The 18,288-nt window shown below is 64.9% G+C and carries 21 protein-coding genes; 20 read left to right on the top strand and 1 reads right to left on the bottom strand.

Features of this window, described 5'->3' with window-relative positions:
• The first annotated feature begins 188 nt into the window (after positions 1 to 188).
• The 20 genes from ABMA59_RS04795 (at position 189) to ABMA59_RS04700 (ending at position 17,046) form a co-directional block, all read left to right on the top strand.
• Entirely contained in the window at positions 189 to 758 is a 570-nt protein-coding gene (locus tag ABMA59_RS04795; RefSeq protein ID WP_349004171.1) for a head-tail connector protein, read from the top strand.
• Positions 758 to 1,093 carry a phage head closure protein gene (locus ABMA59_RS04790; RefSeq protein WP_349004170.1) on the top strand — a complete coding sequence of 112 codons (336 nt, stop codon included), beginning with the start codon at positions 758 to 760 and terminating at the stop codon, positions 1,091 to 1,093. The genes ABMA59_RS04795 and ABMA59_RS04790 overlap by 1 nt, the downstream gene beginning before the upstream one ends.
• The gene (locus ABMA59_RS04785) at positions 1,090 to 1,278 is read left to right on the top strand and encodes a hypothetical protein (protein ID WP_349004169.1); all 189 of its coding nucleotides are present in this window, start codon (positions 1,090 to 1,092) and stop codon (positions 1,276 to 1,278) included. Before ABMA59_RS04790 ends, ABMA59_RS04785 begins: the two co-directional genes overlap by 4 nt.
• Positions 1,259 to 1,672, top strand: a complete 414-nt coding sequence (locus ABMA59_RS04780) for a DUF3168 domain-containing protein (protein ID WP_349004168.1) — start codon at positions 1,259 to 1,261, stop codon at positions 1,670 to 1,672. The genes ABMA59_RS04785 and ABMA59_RS04780 overlap by 20 nt, the downstream gene beginning before the upstream one ends.
• 107 nt (positions 1,673 to 1,779) lie before the next feature.
• Entirely contained in the window at positions 1,780 to 2,193 is a 414-nt protein-coding gene (locus ABMA59_RS04775) for a phage major tail protein, TP901-1 family (RefSeq protein WP_349004167.1), read from the top strand.
• A complete protein-coding gene (locus ABMA59_RS04770; protein WP_349004166.1) occupies positions 2,193 to 2,531 on the top strand; it encodes a gene transfer agent family protein in 339 nt (112 codons plus the stop codon). Before ABMA59_RS04775 ends, ABMA59_RS04770 begins: the two co-directional genes overlap by 1 nt.
• A complete protein-coding gene (locus tag ABMA59_RS04765; RefSeq protein ID WP_349004165.1) occupies positions 2,528 to 2,761 on the top strand; it encodes a rcc01693 family protein in 234 nt (77 codons plus the stop codon). Before ABMA59_RS04770 ends, ABMA59_RS04765 begins: the two co-directional genes overlap by 4 nt.
• A gap of 3 nt (positions 2,762 to 2,764) precedes the next feature.
• Complete coding sequence (locus tag ABMA59_RS04760; RefSeq protein ID WP_349004164.1) at positions 2,765 to 3,322, top strand: phage tail tape measure protein; 558 nt, start codon at positions 2,765 to 2,767, stop codon at positions 3,320 to 3,322.
• Positions 3,323 to 3,507: 185 nt separating this feature from the next.
• Positions 3,508 to 4,158, top strand: a complete 651-nt coding sequence (locus ABMA59_RS04755; RefSeq protein ID WP_349004163.1) for a phage distal tail protein, Rcc01695 family — start codon at positions 3,508 to 3,510, stop codon at positions 4,156 to 4,158.
• Positions 4,155 to 5,045 carry a DUF2163 domain-containing protein gene (locus ABMA59_RS04750; RefSeq protein WP_349004162.1) on the top strand — a complete coding sequence of 297 codons (891 nt, stop codon included), beginning with the start codon at positions 4,155 to 4,157 and terminating at the stop codon, positions 5,043 to 5,045. The genes ABMA59_RS04755 and ABMA59_RS04750 overlap by 4 nt, the downstream gene beginning before the upstream one ends.
• A complete protein-coding gene (locus ABMA59_RS04745) occupies positions 5,042 to 5,494 on the top strand; it encodes an NlpC/P60 family protein (RefSeq protein ID WP_349004161.1) in 453 nt (150 codons plus the stop codon). Before ABMA59_RS04750 ends, ABMA59_RS04745 begins: the two co-directional genes overlap by 4 nt.
• Positions 5,495 to 5,609: 115 nt before the next feature.
• Positions 5,610 to 9,509, top strand: a complete 3,900-nt coding sequence (locus tag ABMA59_RS04740; protein WP_349004160.1) for a baseplate multidomain protein megatron — start codon at positions 5,610 to 5,612, stop codon at positions 9,507 to 9,509.
• Positions 9,510 to 9,838: 329 nt separating this feature from the next.
• On the top strand, positions 9,839 to 10,144 hold the full coding sequence (locus ABMA59_RS04735) for a hypothetical protein (protein WP_349004159.1): 306 nt from the start codon (positions 9,839 to 9,841) through the stop codon (positions 10,142 to 10,144).
• A 69-nt stretch (positions 10,145 to 10,213) separates the two neighbouring features.
• Positions 10,214 to 10,879 (top strand): response regulator transcription factor, encoded by a 666-nt coding sequence (locus ABMA59_RS04730; RefSeq protein WP_349004158.1) that lies wholly within the window; start codon positions 10,214 to 10,216, stop codon positions 10,877 to 10,879.
• Positions 10,876 to 12,297: an ATP-binding protein gene (locus ABMA59_RS04725; RefSeq protein WP_349004157.1), complete on the top strand. Its 1,422-nt coding sequence runs from the start codon at positions 10,876 to 10,878 to the stop codon at positions 12,295 to 12,297. Before ABMA59_RS04730 ends, ABMA59_RS04725 begins: the two co-directional genes overlap by 4 nt.
• A gap of 107 nt (positions 12,298 to 12,404) precedes the next feature.
• Positions 12,405 to 12,827: a hypothetical protein gene (locus ABMA59_RS04720; RefSeq protein WP_349004156.1), complete on the top strand. Its 423-nt coding sequence runs from the start codon at positions 12,405 to 12,407 to the stop codon at positions 12,825 to 12,827.
• Between the two features lie 128 nt (positions 12,828 to 12,955).
• On the top strand, positions 12,956 to 14,092 hold the full coding sequence (ccmI, locus tag ABMA59_RS04715; protein ID WP_349004155.1) for a c-type cytochrome biogenesis protein CcmI: 1,137 nt from the start codon (positions 12,956 to 12,958) through the stop codon (positions 14,090 to 14,092).
• Positions 14,093 to 14,099: 7 nt separating this feature from the next.
• On the top strand, positions 14,100 to 14,552 hold the full coding sequence (gene ccmE / locus ABMA59_RS04710) for a cytochrome c maturation protein CcmE (RefSeq protein WP_349004154.1): 453 nt from the start codon (positions 14,100 to 14,102) through the stop codon (positions 14,550 to 14,552).
• The gene (locus tag ABMA59_RS04705; protein WP_349004637.1) at positions 14,552 to 16,537 is read left to right on the top strand and encodes a heme lyase CcmF/NrfE family subunit; all 1,986 of its coding nucleotides are present in this window, start codon (positions 14,552 to 14,554) and stop codon (positions 16,535 to 16,537) included. The genes ccmE and ABMA59_RS04705 overlap by 1 nt, the downstream gene beginning before the upstream one ends.
• A complete protein-coding gene (locus tag ABMA59_RS04700; protein WP_349004153.1) occupies positions 16,534 to 17,046 on the top strand; it encodes a cytochrome c-type biogenesis protein in 513 nt (170 codons plus the stop codon). The genes ABMA59_RS04705 and ABMA59_RS04700 overlap by 4 nt, the downstream gene beginning before the upstream one ends.
• Positions 17,047 to 17,060: 14 nt before the next feature.
• Here ABMA59_RS04700 and ABMA59_RS04695 read toward each other — a convergent pair whose 3' ends face one another.
• Entirely contained in the window at positions 17,061 to 18,218 is a 1,158-nt protein-coding gene (locus tag ABMA59_RS04695; RefSeq protein WP_349004152.1) for an adenylate/guanylate cyclase domain-containing protein, read from the bottom strand.
• Positions 18,219 to 18,288 lie beyond the last annotated feature (70 nt).

Here is an 18,288-nt window from a genome sequence, read left to right as displayed (position 1 = left end):
GCAAAGCGGGGAGGGGGCGTTGCGGCAGCGCGCCGAACTATTCTCGCTCCCTCTAAGTGAGATCGGTCTGCAGGGGCAGGCCGAGCGCTTCATAGGCGACCCCACCCGGCCGCTTCGCGGCCACCCTCCCCTCAAGGGGGAGGGCAAGCCTGCATGTGGCCGCTCCTTTTCCGACAATGAGGTTTTTGATGACACTGGTTCTCACTGGAGCGCCGGAGGCGGAGCCCGTGACGGTCTCGGAAGCAAAGGGCTTCCTGAGGCTGGCCGGATCGTCCGAGGATGCGCTGATCGAAGGGCTGATCCGCGCCGCCCGCGAGGATGTGGAACGGGCCGCGGGCCTCGCCCTGATCGATCAGACCTGGCGGCTGGCGTTGGATGCGATCCCGCACAGCGATATGGTGCTGCTGATGCGCCATCCGGCGAAGGAGATCATTGCCGTGACCGCCTATGGGACGGAAGGCGAGGCCTCGCTGGTCAATGTCGGCGACTATCAGGCCGACCTGATCTCGCGGCCGGCGCGCCTGTTCTTCCGCAAGCGGCCGGAGCCGATGCGGGCCATGAATGGACTGGAGATCGATTTCCGCGCCGGTTTCGGCGAGGCGGGAACCGATGTGCCCGATCTGCTGCGCCGCGCCATCCTGGTGCTGGTAGCGCACTGGTGCGAATTTCGGGCAAGTTTCGGCCCGGACGAGCAGCCGGTTTCCTATCCGCCGCAATATGAGCGGATGATTGCCGCCCACCGCGACCGGAGGCTGTGATGAGGGCGGCCTTTGTTGACCCTGGTGCGCTGCGCACCGAATTGTCGCTGCAATCAGCGGTGCTGGCCGGTGACGGTCTCGGTGGCCATACGACCGCCTGGCAAGAAGTGGCGACCGTGTTCGGGCTGATCGAGCCGGTGTCGCAGGCGAGCCGTTTCGGCGCCGATCAGGTGTTGGAGGAAAACACCCATCGCATCACCATACGCCATCGCAGCGGCGTCGCGGCCGGCATGCGCTTCGTTTGGCAGGCGCGGGTGTTCGACATCCTGACCGTCCACGATCCCGACGCGACGGGACGCTACCTTGCCTGCCGGGTAAGGGAGGACGAGGCATGAAACTCGCGATGCGATTGACGCTCGACGGTTTGATTCGAGCTCTGAGGATGCAGGCGCAACAGCTTGCCGACGATGTGGAATTTCCGGACTCGCTTCCCGATATGGAAGGTGAGACGGTGGCCGCGCGAGGCCGGCAGCGGCAACGCCTGATGACCGGAGTGGACGATGACGCAATCCGCTACTGAGCTGCAGAAGGCCATCTTTGCCGCGCTCGGCGGCGACGGCGCGCTCGCCGCGCTGCTGGGCGTTGCCAAGATCCATGACCACGCCCCGGCGCATGTCGCGTTTCCCTACATCACCTTCGGCCGCACCAGCGTGTTCGACTGGAGCACCGGCACGGAAAACGGCGACGAGCAGTTGTTGACGCTGCACGTCTGGTCGAAGGCGCAGGGCAAGAAGGAAACGCTGGCGATCATGGAGCGGGCAAAAACGCTGCTGCACGACGCGCCGCTGGAACTGACCGGATATCGGCTGATCAGCTTGCGGCTGGAGTTTTCCGAAGTGCGCTTCGACGAGGATGCGTCCGTGCATCATGGGCTGATGCGGTTCCGGGCCTTGATCGAAGCCGCGGAAGCATAGCTTCTGAAATTCTTTGGCGCCAAGTTGGAACACCCCTCATCCGAGTTCGGATGAGGGGTGTTCCAACTTGGTGAGAACTTTGATCTGGATACATCAGGAGGGCCGAAATGGCTGCACAGAAGGGCAAGGACCTCTTGCTCAAGATCGATATCGACGGGCTTGGCAATTTCATCACTGTTGCCGGGCTGCGCTCGCGGCGGCTGGCGTTCAACAGCGAGACCGTCGACGTGACCGACGCCGATTCGGCCGGGCGCTGGCGCGAGCTTCTGGCGGGCAGCGGCATCCAGCGCGCCTCGGTCAGCGGCTCCGGCATCTTCAAGGATGCGCAGTCCGACGCCTCGATCCGCACCCGGTTCTTTTCGGCAGACATTGCCGATTGGCAAATGGCGATCCCGGATTTCGGCCTCGTCGAGGGGCCGTTCCAGATCACCGCGCTGGAATATTCGGGCAACCATGACGGCGAGGTGACTTTCGAGATCGGGCTGGAATCGGCCGGCGCGATCAGCTTCGCGGTGTCGTAATGAGCGTGAACCGGCGGCGCGGCGAGGTGGCCGCGGAACTCGACGGGCAGAGTTATCGCCTCTGCCTGACTCTCGGCGCACTGGCCGAGCTTGAGGCGGCGTATGAAGCCGACGATCTGGGCGCGCTGGTCGAGCGATTTGCCGGCGGCCGGCTATCGGCGCGAGACCTCATCCGCATCCTCGGCGCCGGCCTGCGCGGTGGGGGCAATGCCGTCGGCGACGACGAGGTTGCCCGGATGCAGGCGGCCGACGGCGCGGCGGGGTTCGCGGCGATCGTCGCCGAACTGCTGGCGGCGACTTTCGGCGTGAAGACGGCGGAGACGCCGCCGCGCCCTTGACTGCCGCAGCGGGCGCGGGCGGCGAACCCGCTCCTGGGCAATTTCCCTGGGACACGGTCATGGCTGTGGGGTTCGGCCTGCTGCGGCTTTCTTCGAGGGACTTTTGGGCGATGACGCCGCGCGAATTCGAGCGGGCGATGAGCTTTTACCGCCTTGCAGTCGAGGCCGGCCCGGGGCGCGGCGACCTGGCGGCGCTGATGGCGGCTTTTCCGGACAAGCGGAGGACATAGGATATGGCTGAGAACGTCGTCGTCTCGATCGAGGCGGATACCGAGCCGTTTCTTGCGGCGCTGGACAATCTGCAAAGGCTGTCGGCAAGTTTCGGCACGCAGCTCACCGGCGCGCTGCGTGGCGCCGTCGTCGACGGCAGGGAACTGGACAGCGTGCTGCGCCGCGTCGCGCTCAACTTGGCCGGCATGGCGCTGAACCAGGGCCTGCAACCGCTGCAGGGGCTGGTCGGGTCGCTGTTTTCCGGGATGACCGGCGGGCTGGCCGCGCCTTTCGCCAAGGGTGGCGTCGTGCCGTTCGCGGCGGGCGGCGTGGTTTCGTCTCCGACCTATTTTCCCGCCGGTAATCGTCTCGGCCTGATGGGCGAGGCAGGCGCGGAGGCCGTGATGCCGTTGCGGCGCGGGCCCGATGGCCGGCTGGGCGTGGCCGCCGGCGGTGGAGGGGCTTCGGTCAACGTCGTCTTCAACGTCACAACGCAGGACGCCGCCTCGTTCCGCAAGTCGGAGGCGCAGGTGACCGGGATGTTGGCAAGGGCCGTGTCGCGCGGGACGCGGACGTTTTGAAGAGGGTGGCAGTAGGCGGTAGGCAGTAGGCAGTAGGCAGTAGGGTTGCCTTTTTCCTGAGCCTGACTCGAAACCTTTGCGAAGAGCTGCCTCCAAGGCCCTTTGATCGCCTCATACGGGCGAACACCCTCTTCTACTGCCTACTGCCTACTGCCTACTGCCTACTGCCCTCAAAGGGATTTCTCATGACCGAACTTACCGCGTTCCACAACGTGCGGTTTCCGACCGCCGTATCCTTCGGCGCGACCGGCGGGCCGGAACGGCGCAACGAGATCATCACGCTGACGTCGGGGCGCGAGAAGCGCAATGCGCGCTTTACCCATTCCAGGCATCGCTACGACGCCGGCACCGGGCTGCGTTCGTTGGCCGACCTCTACGAGATAATTGATTTCTTCGAGGCGCGGCGCGGGTCGCTGCATGCCTTTCGGTTCCGCGACCCCTTCGACATGAAGTCATGCAGACCAGACGAGACGGCGGCCGGCATGGACCAGCTTCTCGGCACTGGTGACGGCGTAAAGGCGCGCTTTGCGCTGGTGAAGACCTATGGTGACGGGGACGCCGCCTATTCGCGGCCAATCCGAAAACCGGTGCTTCCAACCCTGGCGGTGGCGGTCAACGGCGTGTTGGCAGTAACGCCGGCAGACTATGTCTTTGACGATGCGACCGGTGACATCGTGTTCGCGCCGTCAGCCGTGCCGGGCGTGGGTCAGGACGTAACGGCCGGGTTCGAGTTCGACGTACCGGTGCGTTTCGACATCGATCGGCTGGAGATCGGCATAAGCGCCTTCAAGGCGGGCGCGATCCCGTCGATCCCTCTGGTGGAGGTACGGCTTTGACCATCTATCCCGAAGCGCTTGCCGCGCATCTCGAAGGCGGGGTGACGACGGTCTGCCATTGCTGGCGGATGACGCGGCGCGACGCCGCGATCAAGGGCTTTACCGATCATGATCGTCGCCTGATGGTCGACGGCACGTCGTTCGAGCCGTTGGCCGGCTTCAGCGCAACGGAAGCCCGCGATACGCTCGGCCTTGCCGTCGATACGGTGGACGTTGAGGGTGTGCTGTCATCCGATGAAATCAACGAGGCGGATATCTCGGCCGGGCTGTATGACGATGCGACCGTCGAGACGCTGCTGGTCAATTGGGCGGAAACGACGCAATTCGCAAGGTTGCGCAACGCCACGATCGGCAAGATCACGCGGCGCGACGGAGCTTTTGTCGCGGAGTTGAAGAGCCGCATACATGCGCTCGACCAGGTGAACGGGCGGGTTATTTCGCGATCATGCGACGCTGAGCTGGGCGACGCCCGGTGCCGCTTCTCGATGGGCTCGCCCGGCTTTTCCGCCGCCGGTGCGGTGATCTCTGCGGAGACGCCAGAGATGCTGCATGTCTCGGGGCTCGGCGCCTTCGATGGCGGATGGTTCGAGCTGGGTTCGATCGAATGGACGAGCGGCGCGCTGGCCGGGCGCTTGGCGCATGTTGCCGGGCATGTGAAAGGCCAGGCCGGCGTTGAACTGACGCTGCAACCCAGCGAGGCCTCGGCGCCGGCGCCTGGCGACACGTTTCTCATAAAGGTTGGTTGCGACAAGACTTTCGCGACCTGCAAGGCGAAGTTCGACAATGCACTGAATTTCCAGGGTTTTCCGCATTTACCTGGGAACGACGCGGCCTATGGCTACGCTGTCGACGGCGACATTTTCGACGGAGGCCCGTTGGTGGCATGAGCGATGACCTTGGAACGGCCGGCGACACTGGCGCACTGGTCGTGGCGGAGGCGCTGGATTGGGTCGGCACGCCTTACCGGCATCAGGGTTCGCGGAAGGGCGTCGGCTGCGACTGTCTTGGCCTGCTAATCGGGGTATGGCGCGCAATTTACGGCGCGGTTCCGGAGGAACCCGGACCTTACACGGTAGATTGGGCGGAGACGGGCGGACCCGACCGGTTCCTGGAGGCTGCGCGACGGCACTGCCGGGAGAAACCGGTTATCGAGGCGGAGGCGGGCGACCTGATCCTCTTCCGCTGGCGTGAAAACCTGCCAGCCAAACATGCGGCGATCCTTGTGGCGCCCGACCGTTTCGTCCACGCCTATGAAGGTAGCGCGGTGGTGGTGAGCGCACTGGTGCCGCAATGGCGCAAGCGGATCGCGGCGGCCTTTGCGTTTCCCGTCCGCTAGTGCCGGCAATCCAGGGCTTTCGAGACAACCTTTCCGAGAACATCCATTGTTCCTGCGGTGCCCTCGCAAGAGGCGGTGTATGGGCGAGGGTGTTCGCCCACAGCGAGCATTTCAAATGGCGGTTCTTCTTCTGCAGGCGGCCGGCGCCTATCTCGGCGGCTTGTTCGGTCCGATCGGAGGCGCGGTCGGCACGGCGGCCGGCGCGCTTGCGGGTTATGCGCTAGATCGCGCGCTGGTCGACGGCACGCGCCGCGTCGAGGGGCCACGGCTGGCCGGCGCAAGGCCGTTCTCGGCGGAGGAGGGCGCGGCGATCCCGCGCCTCTATGGCACCGCGCGGGTCGGCGGCACCATCATCTGGGCGACGCGCTTTGAGGAGACGAGTTCGACGCGGCGACAGGGTGGTAAGGGCGGCACGAAGGTCACCGAATACAGCTATTTCGCCAACGTTGCCTTTGCGCTCTGCGAAGGCGAGATCGCCGCCGTGCGCCGCGTCTGGGCGGATGGGCGGGAAGTCGACCTGACCGGCGTTGAATTGAGGGTACATACCGGCGGCGCCGACCAGGCGCCGGACCCCCTGATTTCGGCCAAGCAGGGGGCGAGCAATACCCCGGCCTATCGCGGCCTTGCCTATGTCGTGTTCGAGCGGTTGCCGCTTGGAGATTACGGCAACCGGATTCCGCAGATCCAGTTCGAGGTCCTGCGGCCGGTCGGCAGGCTGCGGCACGACATAAGCGGCGTCGCATTGATACCGGGGACGACGGAATACGGCCTCGATACCGGTCTGGTGACCAAGAAGGCCCGACCGGGCGAGGAGGCGGCGGAAAATCGGCACATATTGTTCGCCGGCTCGGACATAGCCGCTTCGCTCGACGAGTTGCAGGCGCTGTGCCGGAACCTTACCGATGTCGCGCTGGTCGTGTCGTGGTTCGGCGACGATCTGCGTGCCGGGATTTGTTCGATCCAGCCGGGCGTGACCACGGCCAGCAGCGCTGGCTTCTCAAGACCTTGGGTGGTTTCCGGCATTGGGCGTGCCGAGGCGCGAACCGTCTCAACACATGGTGGCAATGCGGCTTATGGCGGGACGCCGACAGATCGTTCCGTCATGGCCGCGATTGCCGAGATCAAGTCGCGGGGCCTGAGGGTCGCGCTCTATCCGTTCCTGATGATGGATGTCGCGGAGGGCAATGGTCTGCCGGACCCGCATGGCGGCAGCGAGCAGGCGGCCTATCCCTGGCGCGGGCGCATCTCGTGCTTTCCGGGATCGGACCAGCCAGAGACAGCGGACAAAACGACAACAGCCAGAACGCAGGTCGAGGCGTTTTGTGGGTCTGCCGCATTGGTGGATTTTTCGCCGGGAGACCATACGATCGAGTTCTCCGGGGCGGCGGATGACTGGGGGTTCCGGCGGCTGATCCTGCATTATGCCCATCTGGCCGTCGCCGCTGGGGGCGTGGACACATTTCTGATCGGTTCGGAACTGCGGGGCCTCACGACGCTGCGCGATGCGGCGAATGCCTTCCCATTCGTCGAGGCGTTGTGCGAACTGGCCGATGAGGCGAAGGCGCTGCTCGGGCCGGATACCGACATCTGCTATGGTGCGGACTGGACGGAATATTTCGGCCACCATCCGCAGGACGGCTCGGGCGATGTCTTCTTTCATCTCGATCCGCTGTGGGCGCGACCGTCGGTCAGCGCGGTCGGCATCGACAATTACATGCCGCTCTCGGACTGGCGCAATGCAGACTACCGTTTCGGCAATCCGGACGGGGCAATCGGTCCGTACGATCCCACCGCATTGCGGACTGCCATCAATTCGGGCGAGGGTTTCGACTGGTATTATGCCAGCTTCACCGATCGGCAGGCGAGGATACGCACGCCGATCGATGACGGAGCTTACGGGAAGCCTTGGGTGTTCCGCTACAAGGACCTCGTCGGCTGGTGGTCGAACCAGCATTTCGATCGCATCGACGGCGTCGAGGTTTTGACAGCCACGGACTGGGTGCCGTGCGGCAAGCCGATCTGGCTGACGGAACTCGGCTGCCCGGCGGTCGACAAGGGGCCGAACCAGCCGAACGTGTTCGTCGATCCGAAGTCGAGCGAAAGTTTTGTTCCGTATTTTTCGAGCAGTGGGCGCAGCGATCTTGCGCCGAAGCGCTTTCTGGAAGCGCATGCCGCCCACTGGGACCCGGCGAGCCAGAATTTCGATCCGGCCGCAAATCCGCTCTCGCCCGTCTATGGCGGGCGGATGGTCGACCACGAGCGGACCTGGGTCTGGTGCTGGGACGCGCGGCCGTTTCCAGCGTTTCCGCTAATTGAGAATGTCTGGGCCGATGGCTCCAACTGGCATTTCGGGCATTGGCTCAACGGCCGGCTGGAAGCGCCTGATCTGGGTTCCCTGATCAACGCGATCCTTGCCGACCACGGGCTGCCCGCGGCGGACGTTTCGCTGGCCGATGGCACGCTGCAGGGATACGTCATCGATGAGCCGGGTTCGGCCAGGGCAGCGCTGGAACCTTTGGCCGATCTCTATGGGCTTGCCGTTTGTGAGGACGCGGCCGGACTGGCGTTCCGCTCGATGCTGGCGCGTCCGGCCGCGCCACTGGCCGTCGACGAGATGGTCGTCGAGGATGCCGCCGCGATCGTCGAGAGGGTGCGCGAGCCCGATCACGAATTGCCGGGCGAGGCGGTGCTGGTCTTCCGGGACCACCTTTCCGATTTCCAGACCGCCTCGGCGCGCAGCCTGCGGGCCGGTGTAAGCGGGCGGCTCCAGCGAACGTTTAGCTTTCCGGGGGTTTTGGAGCACGGGCAGGGCACCGCGCTTGTCGCCGACTGGCACCGTCGGCTCTGGGCCGGGCGCGAAAGCGTATCACTTTCGCTGGCAAACTACCGCGCCGGATTCGAGCCAGGCGCGGTCGTCACGCTACCGGATACCGACGGTTCGGAATTCCTGGTCACCGAAGTCGAGGACGGTTTGGTAAGGCGGCTGAGGGCACGCCGCATCGACCCCGCCGCGCCTGCTGCCTGGACGATGTCCCCTCGGCAAACGGTAGGCGCGCCAGCGATCCACGCCGGAAAGCCTTACGCGCTGTTTCTCGATCTCCCGGCTCGAACTGCCTCGGCCGCGCCGCAGGATCATTTCCGGATCGCGGTTCGGCAAAAGCCTTGGAAGAGCCAGGTTCTGCTTGCCTCGCCGGAGGATACCGGCTTCACGCCGAGGGCGACTATCGACAGACCGGCCGATATCGGCGAATTGCTGGCGCCGCTGCCCGCGGGAACCTTCGAGGGGCGGGTCGACCGTGCGGCAACCATCACGGTCGCGCTGTTCGACGCGGAGGCGGCGAGCGTTAGCCGGTTGCAGTTGCTGAATGGCGCGAACGTTGCAGCGGTTCGGTCAGATGGCGGTATATGGGAGGTTTTGCAGTTCGAGAGGGCGGATGAGATTTCTGCCGGCGTCTGGTGGCTGGGCGGCCTGCTGCGCGGGCAGCTCGGGACCAGCGACGCGATGGCAGTGGGCGCCGCGACGAGCTCGCCCTTTGTCATTCTGAACGACAGGGTGAAATCGGCGGGGCTTCTTGCCGGCGAGGTCGGCCTTCCACTCAACTGGCGCGTCGGGCCGTCCGGCACGGTCATTTCCGAGGATAGATTCGCCAGCTATTCCGAAATCGGCGGGGTACGTGCCCGCTTGCCGCTCGCTCCGGTCCAACTGCGATGCCGGACAGGTTCGGGAGGCGACCTTGCTTTTTCGTGGATCAGGCGGGGCCGGATCGACGCGGACGACTGGGCGGCGACCGACATTCCGCTCGGCGAAGAGCGGGAGGAATATCGCATCGACGTGTCGGGCCCAGGCGGGCCGGTCGTGCGCTCGGACACGGTGTCCGTGCCGAGCTGGACCTATACCGGTGGCGACATCGCCGCCGATTTCGGTGGAATGCCGGCCGAAATCGACATCACGGTGCGCCAACTCAGCCTCTCGGCGGGGTGGGGAATCCCGGCATCGCGCCGATTCAGTCTCTGAATTTCTGTTCATAACCCTTTGAAAGGAATTGAAATGACGGGCAGCAAACCCTGGTACCTTTCGCGCACCATATGGGCGGCCATCGTAACGATCTCAACTGCTCTGGCCGGCCTGTTTGGGTACCGCTGGAAGGCTTCGACGATGCAGGTTTTGTCGATGCGATTCTGCAGGCGGTGGCGGCAGTGGCAGGGGTCGTGGCTCTGATGGGGAGGTTGTTCGCGCAGTCGCGGATTGGATGAATCTCGACCCAGCGGCTGACGCCTTGCATGTCTTGCCATTATGAGGATTCGTTCATTCCGCGTTCAGCAGGAATGGGCTAGAACCGCAGCATGAACAGGGTTTTCTCCTTTCTCCGGCCTGGCCTCGCGGTGCTTTGCGCCTCGGCGATATTTGCAGGGCAGGCCTCTGCAGCGCCGGTCTTCGTGCCAGCGCCCGATCATGGCCTGCCTACGGCCCTCGTCCAGTCGGACTGTTATGCGATCGGCCAGCAGGTGGCTGCACAGAACGGCGGCACGCTGGCGCGCGCCAGCCAGTCGACCAAGGGCGGGCAGCCGGTCTGTGTCATCGTCGTGCTGGTGCCCGGCAAGGACGGGCAGCGGCCGCGCCGCACCGAGATCGTCGTGCCGCTGAACTGAAGGCAGGCGATTTCATCTGACGCCGCTCGTTCTATAAGATGGACCTTCCGAAATTGGATTGACGATTCCATGCGCATACTCGTCGTCGAGGATGACAAGGACCTGAACCGGCAATTGACCCAGGCACTGGGGGACGCGGGCTATGTGGTCGACAAGGCCTTCGACGGCGAGGAGGGGCATTTCCTCGGCGACACCGAACCCTATGATGCCGTGGTGCTGGACGTCGGCCTGCCGCAGATGGACGGCATCAGCGTCGTTGAACGCTGGCGGCGCGCCGGCCGAAAAATGCCGGTGCTGATCCTGACCGCCCGAGACCGCTGGAGCGACAAGGTTTCGGGGATCGATGCCGGCGCCGACGACTATGTCACGAAGCCCTTCCACATCGAAGAAGTGCTGGCGCGCCTGCGCGCATTGATCCGCCGCGCGGCGGGCCATGCATCGTCGGAACTGACCTGTGGTCCGCTGCGGCTGGACACCAAGGCGTCCAAGGCCGACATGGATGGCGCGCCGCTGAAGCTGACATCGCACGAGTTCCGGCTGCTTGCCTATCTGATGCACCACATGGGCGAGGTGGTGTCGCGAACCGAACTCGTCGAGCATCTTTACGATCAGGATTTCGATCGCGATTCCAACACGATCGAGGTGTTCGTCGGGCGCCTGCGCAAGAAGATGGGCATCGATATGATCGAAACGGTACGCGGCATGGGCTATCGCATGCGCGAGCCGGAGGCGTGACGGCCGAACCCAGGAAATCCATTATCGGCCGGTCGGCCTGGCCTCGGTCGCTGACGCCCCGCTCCCTGGCCTTCCGTGTCGTCGCGTTCTCCACCATCTGGGCGATCGTCACGCTCATCATCATTTACACCGTCATCGCAGCGCTCTATCGCGAGACGAGCGAGCGCGGTTTCGACAGCCTTCTCTCCGCGCATCTCTTCAACCTCATCGGCTCGGTTGGCGTCTCGCAATCGGGAACACTGACGGGCACGCCAGACCTTGGCGATTTGCGTTTCTCGGAGCCGCAATCCGGCTGGTATTGGGAGGTCGAGCCCGTCTCGGAGGGCCTTTCCGGCCGGTTGCGCTCGCTGTCGATGACGCAGTCCGTTCCATCGCCGGGCGTCACGGAAGCGCCGTTCAATTCCAGCTTCCAGCGCAACTACATAACCGACGGCATCGGCGGCGAGGAACTGGAAGTGTTCGAGAGCGAGTTCGTGCTCGATGCGCAGAACCGCGTTGCGCGATTTCGCGTCATGGGCAATCGCAGCGAACTTGAGAACGAAATCGGCATCTTCGAGCGACGGCTCTTCACCTATCTCTCGCTGTTCGGTGTCGGCATGATCGCCATAAACGCCGCAGCGATCCTTTTCGGCCTTCGGCCTTTGGGGCGAGTTCGCCAGGCGCTCGCGCAAGTGCGCGAGGGCACGGCGCAGCGGCTTGGTGGCAGATTTCCGACAGAAATCGAGCCGCTGGCCAACGAGACCAACGCGCTGATCGAGAACAACCGACGCATCGTCGAGCGCTCGCGCACCCAGGTCGGCAATCTGGCGCATTCGCTGAAGACGCCACTGGCGGTGCTGCTCAACGAGGCGCGGGCGCTGGGCGGCGACAGGGGCAGGATCATCGCCGACCAGGCCACGGCCATGCAGGGTCAACTCGAACATTATCTGCAGCGGGCTCGCATCGCGGCGCAGCGCGACAGCGTCGTCTATCGCACGCCGGTCACTCCCTTGCTGGAGCGCATGACCCGGGTGATGGCCAAGCTCAACGCTGATATGACGGTGACTTTTGTCCCGCCCGAAGATGAAGTGATCTTTGCCGGCGAGAGCGAGGATCTGGAGGAAATCGTCGGCAATCTCATGGAAAACGCCATGAAGTGGGGCCGGCAACGCGTGACGGTCTCGCTGGCCGCCGCATCTCCGATCGATGGCCAGGCGATGTTCGCGATCGTCATCGAGGATGACGGGCCGGGCATTCCCGACGACCAGGCACGCGAGGTTATGAAGCGCGGCAGGCGCCTCGACGAGACCAAGCCTGGCACCGGCCTTGGTCTCGCCATCGTTTCCGATCTCGTCAACGAATATGGCGGCCGGATCGAACTCGGTCGGGCCCCGCCGGGTGGGCTGAAAGCCGTTGTCCTGCTGCGCCGGGTCGAGTAGACAGTCGCTAGGCCAAGTGCATGCCGCGGCGGCCAAATTTCGGCCCGATATCAACAGTATCGCGGCGGCATTCCTCATGCCGCAAGCGGCCTCGATCGGTGGTGGTGATGACGATACGGATGGCGCTGCTCGTTGGTCTGCTTGCCCTTGCCGGCTGTGGCACGACATCCGGCCTCGGCGGCAAGCCTGCCGGCACGACGATCGAACCCCCGCCCGTGACTGGCGGCAAGGCCAGCATGGTCGGCGGTCTGGTCGCGGGTGACATCGGCAAGGGCTTGAATTCCGGCGACCGGCGCAAGGCATTGGAGGCCGAGTATCGCGCGCTGGAGTATACGCAGAGCGGCCAGAAAGTGAGCTGGAGCGGCGACAGTTCCGGCCGTTCGGGCGACGTGGTTCCTGCGCAGCCTTATCGGGTCGGGTCCCAGGACTGCCGGCAATATACGCACACGATCGTGATTGACGGCGCGACGCGCACGGCGCGCGGCACAGCCTGCCGCAATACCGACGGAAGCTGGGCGACGCTGACCTGAATTGCGCCGCTTTTGGCGATGATGGCCTGAATCCCGGTTTTCTCAAGAACGGTTCGTCATGCAGGCTGTCAATCAGCCGCAGCGGCCGCGAGTTGGCAGGCCGTGACGGGACGGGTATTGAGAAGTCCATGCTGTTCTGGATTGTCGCCGCGCTGCTGACACTGGCCGCCAGCTTGGCGGTCATGCTGCCTCTGAGCGGGCGCAAGCCGCGGGCAGACGTCGCGCAGGATCACGATATCGAAGTCTATCGCGACCAGTTGCACGAGTTGGACCGTGATGCAGGGCGCGGATTGATCGGCGAGACGGAGGCGGAAGAGGCGCGCGCCGAGATCGGCCGCCGTATCCTGAAGCTGGCCGGCGCCAGGGATGATAAATCGACGAGCGGTGGCAGCAGGCTCGCGCGTTTGGTCGGTGCGGCGGCTGTATTGGCTGTGCCGATCGTCAGTTTGGGATTGTACGCGGCCCTTGGTTCGCCCTTGCTGCCGGGACAGCCCTTGAGCGCGCGCCTCCAGACTGACCCGGCCGACAATACGATGGCCGAACTCGTCGCCCGCGCCGAGGGCCATCTTGCTTCCAATCCGGAGGACGGGCGCGGGTGGGAGGTTCTGGCGCCGATCTACCTGCGAATGGGCCGTTTCGCCGATTCCGTCGCCGCCTATCGCAATTCCATCCGTCTGCTCGGTGAAAGCGGGGACCGGTTTGCCGGCTTGGGCGAGGCGATGGCGAATGCCGCGGGCGGCATCGTGACAGCCGAAGCGCAGGAGGCCTTCCGCCAGGCATTGTTTACCGATCCGAACAATTCGAAGTCACGTTTTTATCTTGCCACGGCGCTGGCGCAGGAAGGCAAGATGAAAGATGCGGCATCGGCGTGGCAGGCGATGCTGGCCGGCTTGCCGGCCGACAGCCCGTGGCGCGTTCCGGTGCAGGAAGCGATCGCCGAGGCCGGGCGCCGCATCGCCGCCGCTGAAAAGCCCGCGGCACCCGGGCCGTCCGCGGACGAGGTGGACGCGGCAGCCTCGATGTCGCAAGAGGACCGCACCGCGATGATCGAGCAGATGGTCAGCGGGCTCGATGCTAAACTGCGGCAGAATCCGCGTGACGCGGAAGGCTGGATGCGGCTGGTTCGTTCTTATGTCGTGCTTGGCAAGACCGATCAGGCGCGCGAGGCTCTCGGACGCGGGCTGCAGGCGCTGGACGGCGGCAGCGAGGACGGCAAGCGGCTGTCGGCGCTGGCAACGTCGCTCGGCCTGTCCGCGACGGAATGAGACTTTGATGACGCGCAAGCAGAAAAGATTATCGGTGATCGCGGGCGCGCTGGCCTTCCTCGGTGCGGCGACGGCGCTGACCTTTTACGCGCTTGGCCAAAAGGCGTCGTTCTTCTACATGCCGGCGGAACTGCAAGCGGCGACGCTGGAACCCGGCCAGCGCATCCGCCTCGGCGGGCTGGTCGAGGAAGGCACAGTAAAGCGCGGGCAGGGCACGGAAGTGTCCTTCGCCATCACCGACAAGGACAAATCGGTTCCCGTCGCTTATGTCGGCATCCTGCCGGACCTCTTTCGCGAGGGGCAAGGCGTGATTGCCGAGGGCACGATGCGCGCCGACGGCGTGTTTTCCGCCGACAGTGTGCTTGCTAAGCATGATGAAAACTACATGCCCAAGGAAGTCGCCGACAGTCTGAAGGCCAAGGGTGTATGGCAGGATGAGACCGCGGGGCCGGGCTCATGATCGTCGAGACCGGTCATTTTGCCTTGGTGCTGGCCTTCGCGCTGGCACTGGTGCAGTCGCTGGTGCCGCTGGTCGGCGCCCGCACCGGGGATGCTCGCCTGATGTCCGCCGGAGGGCCGGTGGCCGTGGCGGGTTTCGCCTTCACCGGCATTGCCTTCGCGGCGCTGACCATGGCCTACGTGCAGTCGGATTTCTCCGTGGCAAATGTGTGGGAGAATTCGCATTCGCTGAAGCCGATGCTCTACAAGGTGACGGGCGTCTGGGGGAACCATGAAGGTTCCATGCTGCTTTGGGTGCTGATCCTCACCTTTTTCGGCGCACTGGTTGCAGTGTTCGGCAACAATCTGCCGGCGACGTTGCGCGCCAACGTGCTGGCCGTGCAGGGATGGATCGGCGCGGCGTTCCTGCTGTTCGTGCTGACGACCTCCAACCCGTTCATCCGCATCGAGCCCGCGCCTTTCGAAGGCCGCGATCTCAACCCGATCCTCCAGGACATCGGTCTCGCCGTCCATCCGCCGCTGCTTTACCTCGGGTATGTCGGCTTCTCGGTCTGCTTCTCCTTCGCCGTTGCTGCGCTGATCGACGGGCGTATAGACGCCGCCTGGGCGCGCTGGGTTCGCCCGTGGACGCTCGCCGCCTGGATGTTTCTGACCGGCGGCATCGCGATGGGCTCCTACTGGGCCTATTATGAACTCGGCTGGGGCGGCTTCTGGTTCTGGGACCCGGTCGAGAACGCTTCGTTCATGCCGTGGCTGGCGGGCACCGCGCTGCTGCATTCGGCGATCGTCATGGAAAAGCGCTCGGCGCTGAAGATCTGGACGATCCTGCTCGCCATCCTGACATTTTCCCTGTCGCTGCTCGGCACCTTCCTGGTGCGCTCTGGCGTTTTGACTTCCGTCCACGCCTTCGCCACCGATCCGACGCGTGGCATCTTCATCCTGGCGATCTTGATGATCTTCATCGGCGGTTCGCTGTCGCTGTTCGCGTTACGCGCCGGCAGCCTTTCGGCTGGCGGGCTGTTCAGCCCGATCTCGCGCGAGGGTGCGCTGGTCCTCAACAATTTGTTCCTGACCACGGCCGCCGCGACGGTGTTGGTAGGCACGCTCTACCCGCTGGTGGTCGAGGCGATTTCCGGCGACAAGATCTCGGTCGGCGCGCCGTTCTTCAACCTGACCTTCGGCCCGTTGATGCTGCCGCTGCTGCTGCTCATCCCGTTCGGGCCGTTGCTCGCCTGGAAGCGCGGTGACCTCTACGCGGTGGCGCAGAGGCTGATGGCAGCGTTCGGCGGCGCGCTGCTGGCGGTGCTGGCAACTTTGCTGCTGGTCGATGGCGCAAGCGTCTTCGCCGCGCTGGGCGTCGGACTGGCCGTCTGGATGATCCTTGGCGCGTTGACGGATATCGCTCAGAAATCGGCGCTTGGGACGGTCCCTTTGAGCATATCGGCAAAGCGCTTCGCCGGTCTTCCGCGCTCCGTCTTCGGCACCGCGATGGCGCATCTCGGCATGGGGCTGACCCTGCTCGGCATCGTCTCGACTTTGTCCTTCGGGGCCGAACATATCACCACCATGAAGCCCGGCGAGACGACCGACATTGCCGGCAAGACGCTGCGCTTCGAAGGTGTGGCGCCGGTTCAGGGACCGAACTACACCGAGACCCGCGCGCGTTTCGCGCTGATCGCTGCCAATGGAAGGCCGCAGGGCGAAGTGACTTCGGCCAAGCGCCTCTACACGGCGCGGCAGATGCCGACGACGGAGGCGGGTATCCTGACGCTGGGCTTCAGCCAGCTCTACGTATCGCTGGGTGACCCGACCGCCGACGGCGGCATAGTCGTGCGCATCTGGTGGAAGCCGCTGGTGACGCTGATCTGGCTGGGCGGCCTGGTCATGATGGCGGCAGGCGCGGTTTCGCTCAGCGATCGCCGCCTGCGCGTCGGCGCTCCGGCCAAGCGCGCCAAGGCCGCGAGTCCCGCCGGAGCCGGAGCGTGATCAGCTTTCGCGCTGTCTTTGCGGCGCTGGCCTTGACCATAGCCATCGGTCCGGCGCTCGCCGTGCAACCCGGCGAGATGCTCGCCGATCCGGCGCTGGAAGCGCGGGCTCGCACGCTATCGGCGGAACTGCGCTGCATGGTCTGCCAGAACCAGTCCATCGACGATTCCGACGCCGAGCTTGCGCACGATCTGCGCGTGCTGGTGCGCGAGCGGCTGGCGGCCGGCGACACGGACGCTGAGGTGCTCGACTTCGTCGTGGCGCGCTATGGCGAGTTCGCGCTGCTGAAGCCACGCTTCAGCGCCCGCAACGCGCTGCTATGGGGTACGCCGGTTGTGCTATTGGCTCTTGGTGGGCTGTTTGCATTGGTTTCCGCCCGATCGAAGCGCCGGACAGAGACGGCTCTCTCCGACGAGGAAAAGGCGGCGCTCGGCCGAATCCTCGGAGAGGGTGGCAGCGGCCAAGGCGGCGCGCAGCGGCCGTCCCCGTCACGAATTGCCGACGCTTGAGCGTCCAGGCACGGTCAAGCGTCGACTGATGTCCTCAACTCATACACCGTCTGCGCCTCGGCAAAACCCTTCAGCGTGTGGCGGCCGAGATCGCGAACCATGTCTGCCGGCAGCAGCGCCGCGGCCTCCTCGGAACACACGGCCTGTTTGTCCAACTGCTTGCTGATGCCTTCGAGGCGGCTGACATAGTTCACTGTCGGCCCGACCACCGTGAAGTCCAGCCGGTCGCGGCTGCCGATATTGCCATAGACGACCGGGCCGACATGCATGGCGGCCACGAAAGGCACTTCGGCAAGGCTGGTATCGCTGAAGGCTCGCGACACGCTGCGGGCGGCACGCAGACAGGCGTCCTTGCGTCCAGAATCCCTCGCGGGGAAGACCGATAGCACGCCGTCGCCGATGAATTTGAGCACGTCGCCGCCCTCGGCGCGGACCGAATCGACCACCACCTCGAAATAGGCTCCCAGGCGGGCCAGCAACGCGTCGGGAGCGAGCCGCTCCGACTGCCCGGTGAAATCCCGCATGTCGGTCACCAGGATAGCGGCCTCTGCCTCGGTCATGTGGCCACGTTGGAAATTGCCCTTGGCGACACGGCTTGCCGGACCGACGCCGAGATAGACCTCCAGCAGGCTCTCCATGGAATGGCGCATCGCCGCCGGCTCAAGGGCGGCGGCGATGGCCGGCGCCAGGCCTTCGATCAGCGCGATGTCGCGAGCAACGAAACCGCCGGGCCGGTCCGTGGTGAATGCGCCAGCCTGGACCGAACCATCCCCATACTCCAGCGGGATCGCCAAATAATCGGTGCTGCCGGCCGCTGCCTGTTCGAAGAGGACCGGATGATCGCGGCCTTCGCTCAGATTCTCCAATGATTCGTGAAAGCTCGTCCTGGTGACGATGACGTGCTCGAACGGGCTCCCGCGATACGAATCGCTCGAGAGCATGCTGCGCGGCACCGTGTAGCGTTCCGCACCGCCGTCGCGGGTCCAGATCACGCCCCAGGCGCCGATCATCGGATTGGCGACGCGCTGGCCTATGCGCACGCGCCACAACGGCACGCCGGCGGCCACGAGGCGATCAATCAGGCCTGCGACGATTTCCTTGGGCTGGCTGGCCTTCCGGGCGGGTCCGATCAGCCATGCCGTGATGTCCGTGACAGAGTTTGCGACGTCCATCGGTCCTGGGAATTCGGCATCGGGAAGTTGCGGGCTCGACATGGGCGCGCACTTTAAGCCGCGGCCTCGC

The sequence above is a fragment of the Mesorhizobium yinganensis genome, assembly GCF_040081985.1.
Classification (GTDB): domain Bacteria; phylum Pseudomonadota; class Alphaproteobacteria; order Rhizobiales; family Rhizobiaceae; genus Kumtagia; species Kumtagia yinganensis.
Note: the sequence above shows the minus strand (reverse complement) of the source record. Positions and strands in the feature narration are given on the sequence as shown.

Bases quoted from the DNA above. Each gene is read 5' to 3' on its own strand.
- ABMA59_RS04795 (WP_349004171.1), top strand. From the start codon at position 189: ATGACACTGGTTCTCACTGGAGCGCCGGAGGCGGAGCCCGTGACGGTC.
- ABMA59_RS04790 (WP_349004170.1), top strand. From the start codon at position 758: ATGAGGGCGGCCTTTGTTGACCCTGGTGCGCTGCGCACCGAATTGTCG.
- ABMA59_RS04785 (WP_349004169.1), top strand. From the start codon at position 1,090: ATGAAACTCGCGATGCGATTGACGCTCGACGGTTTGATTCGAGCTCTG.
- ABMA59_RS04780 (WP_349004168.1), top strand. From the start codon at position 1,259: ATGACGCAATCCGCTACTGAGCTGCAGAAGGCCATCTTTGCCGCGCTC.
- ABMA59_RS04775 (WP_349004167.1), top strand. From the start codon at position 1,780: ATGGCTGCACAGAAGGGCAAGGACCTCTTGCTCAAGATCGATATCGAC.
- ABMA59_RS04770 (WP_349004166.1), top strand. From the start codon at position 2,193: ATGAGCGTGAACCGGCGGCGCGGCGAGGTGGCCGCGGAACTCGACGGG.
- ABMA59_RS04760 (WP_349004164.1), top strand. From the start codon at position 2,765: ATGGCTGAGAACGTCGTCGTCTCGATCGAGGCGGATACCGAGCCGTTT.
- ABMA59_RS04755 (WP_349004163.1), top strand. From the start codon at position 3,508: ATGACCGAACTTACCGCGTTCCACAACGTGCGGTTTCCGACCGCCGTA.
- ABMA59_RS04745 (WP_349004161.1), top strand. From the start codon at position 5,042: ATGAGCGATGACCTTGGAACGGCCGGCGACACTGGCGCACTGGTCGTG.
- ABMA59_RS04740 (WP_349004160.1), top strand. From the start codon at position 5,610: ATGGCGGTTCTTCTTCTGCAGGCGGCCGGCGCCTATCTCGGCGGCTTG.
- ABMA59_RS04735 (WP_349004159.1), top strand. From the start codon at position 9,839: ATGAACAGGGTTTTCTCCTTTCTCCGGCCTGGCCTCGCGGTGCTTTGC.
- ABMA59_RS04730 (WP_349004158.1), top strand. From the start codon at position 10,214: ATGCGCATACTCGTCGTCGAGGATGACAAGGACCTGAACCGGCAATTG.
- ABMA59_RS04720 (WP_349004156.1), top strand. From the start codon at position 12,405: ATGACGATACGGATGGCGCTGCTCGTTGGTCTGCTTGCCCTTGCCGGC.
- ccmI (WP_349004155.1), top strand. From the start codon at position 12,956: ATGCTGTTCTGGATTGTCGCCGCGCTGCTGACACTGGCCGCCAGCTTG.
- ccmE (WP_349004154.1), top strand. From the start codon at position 14,100: ATGACGCGCAAGCAGAAAAGATTATCGGTGATCGCGGGCGCGCTGGCC.
- ABMA59_RS04695 (WP_349004152.1), bottom strand. From the start codon at position 18,218: ATGGACGTCGCAAACTCTGTCACGGACATCACGGCATGGCTGATCGGA.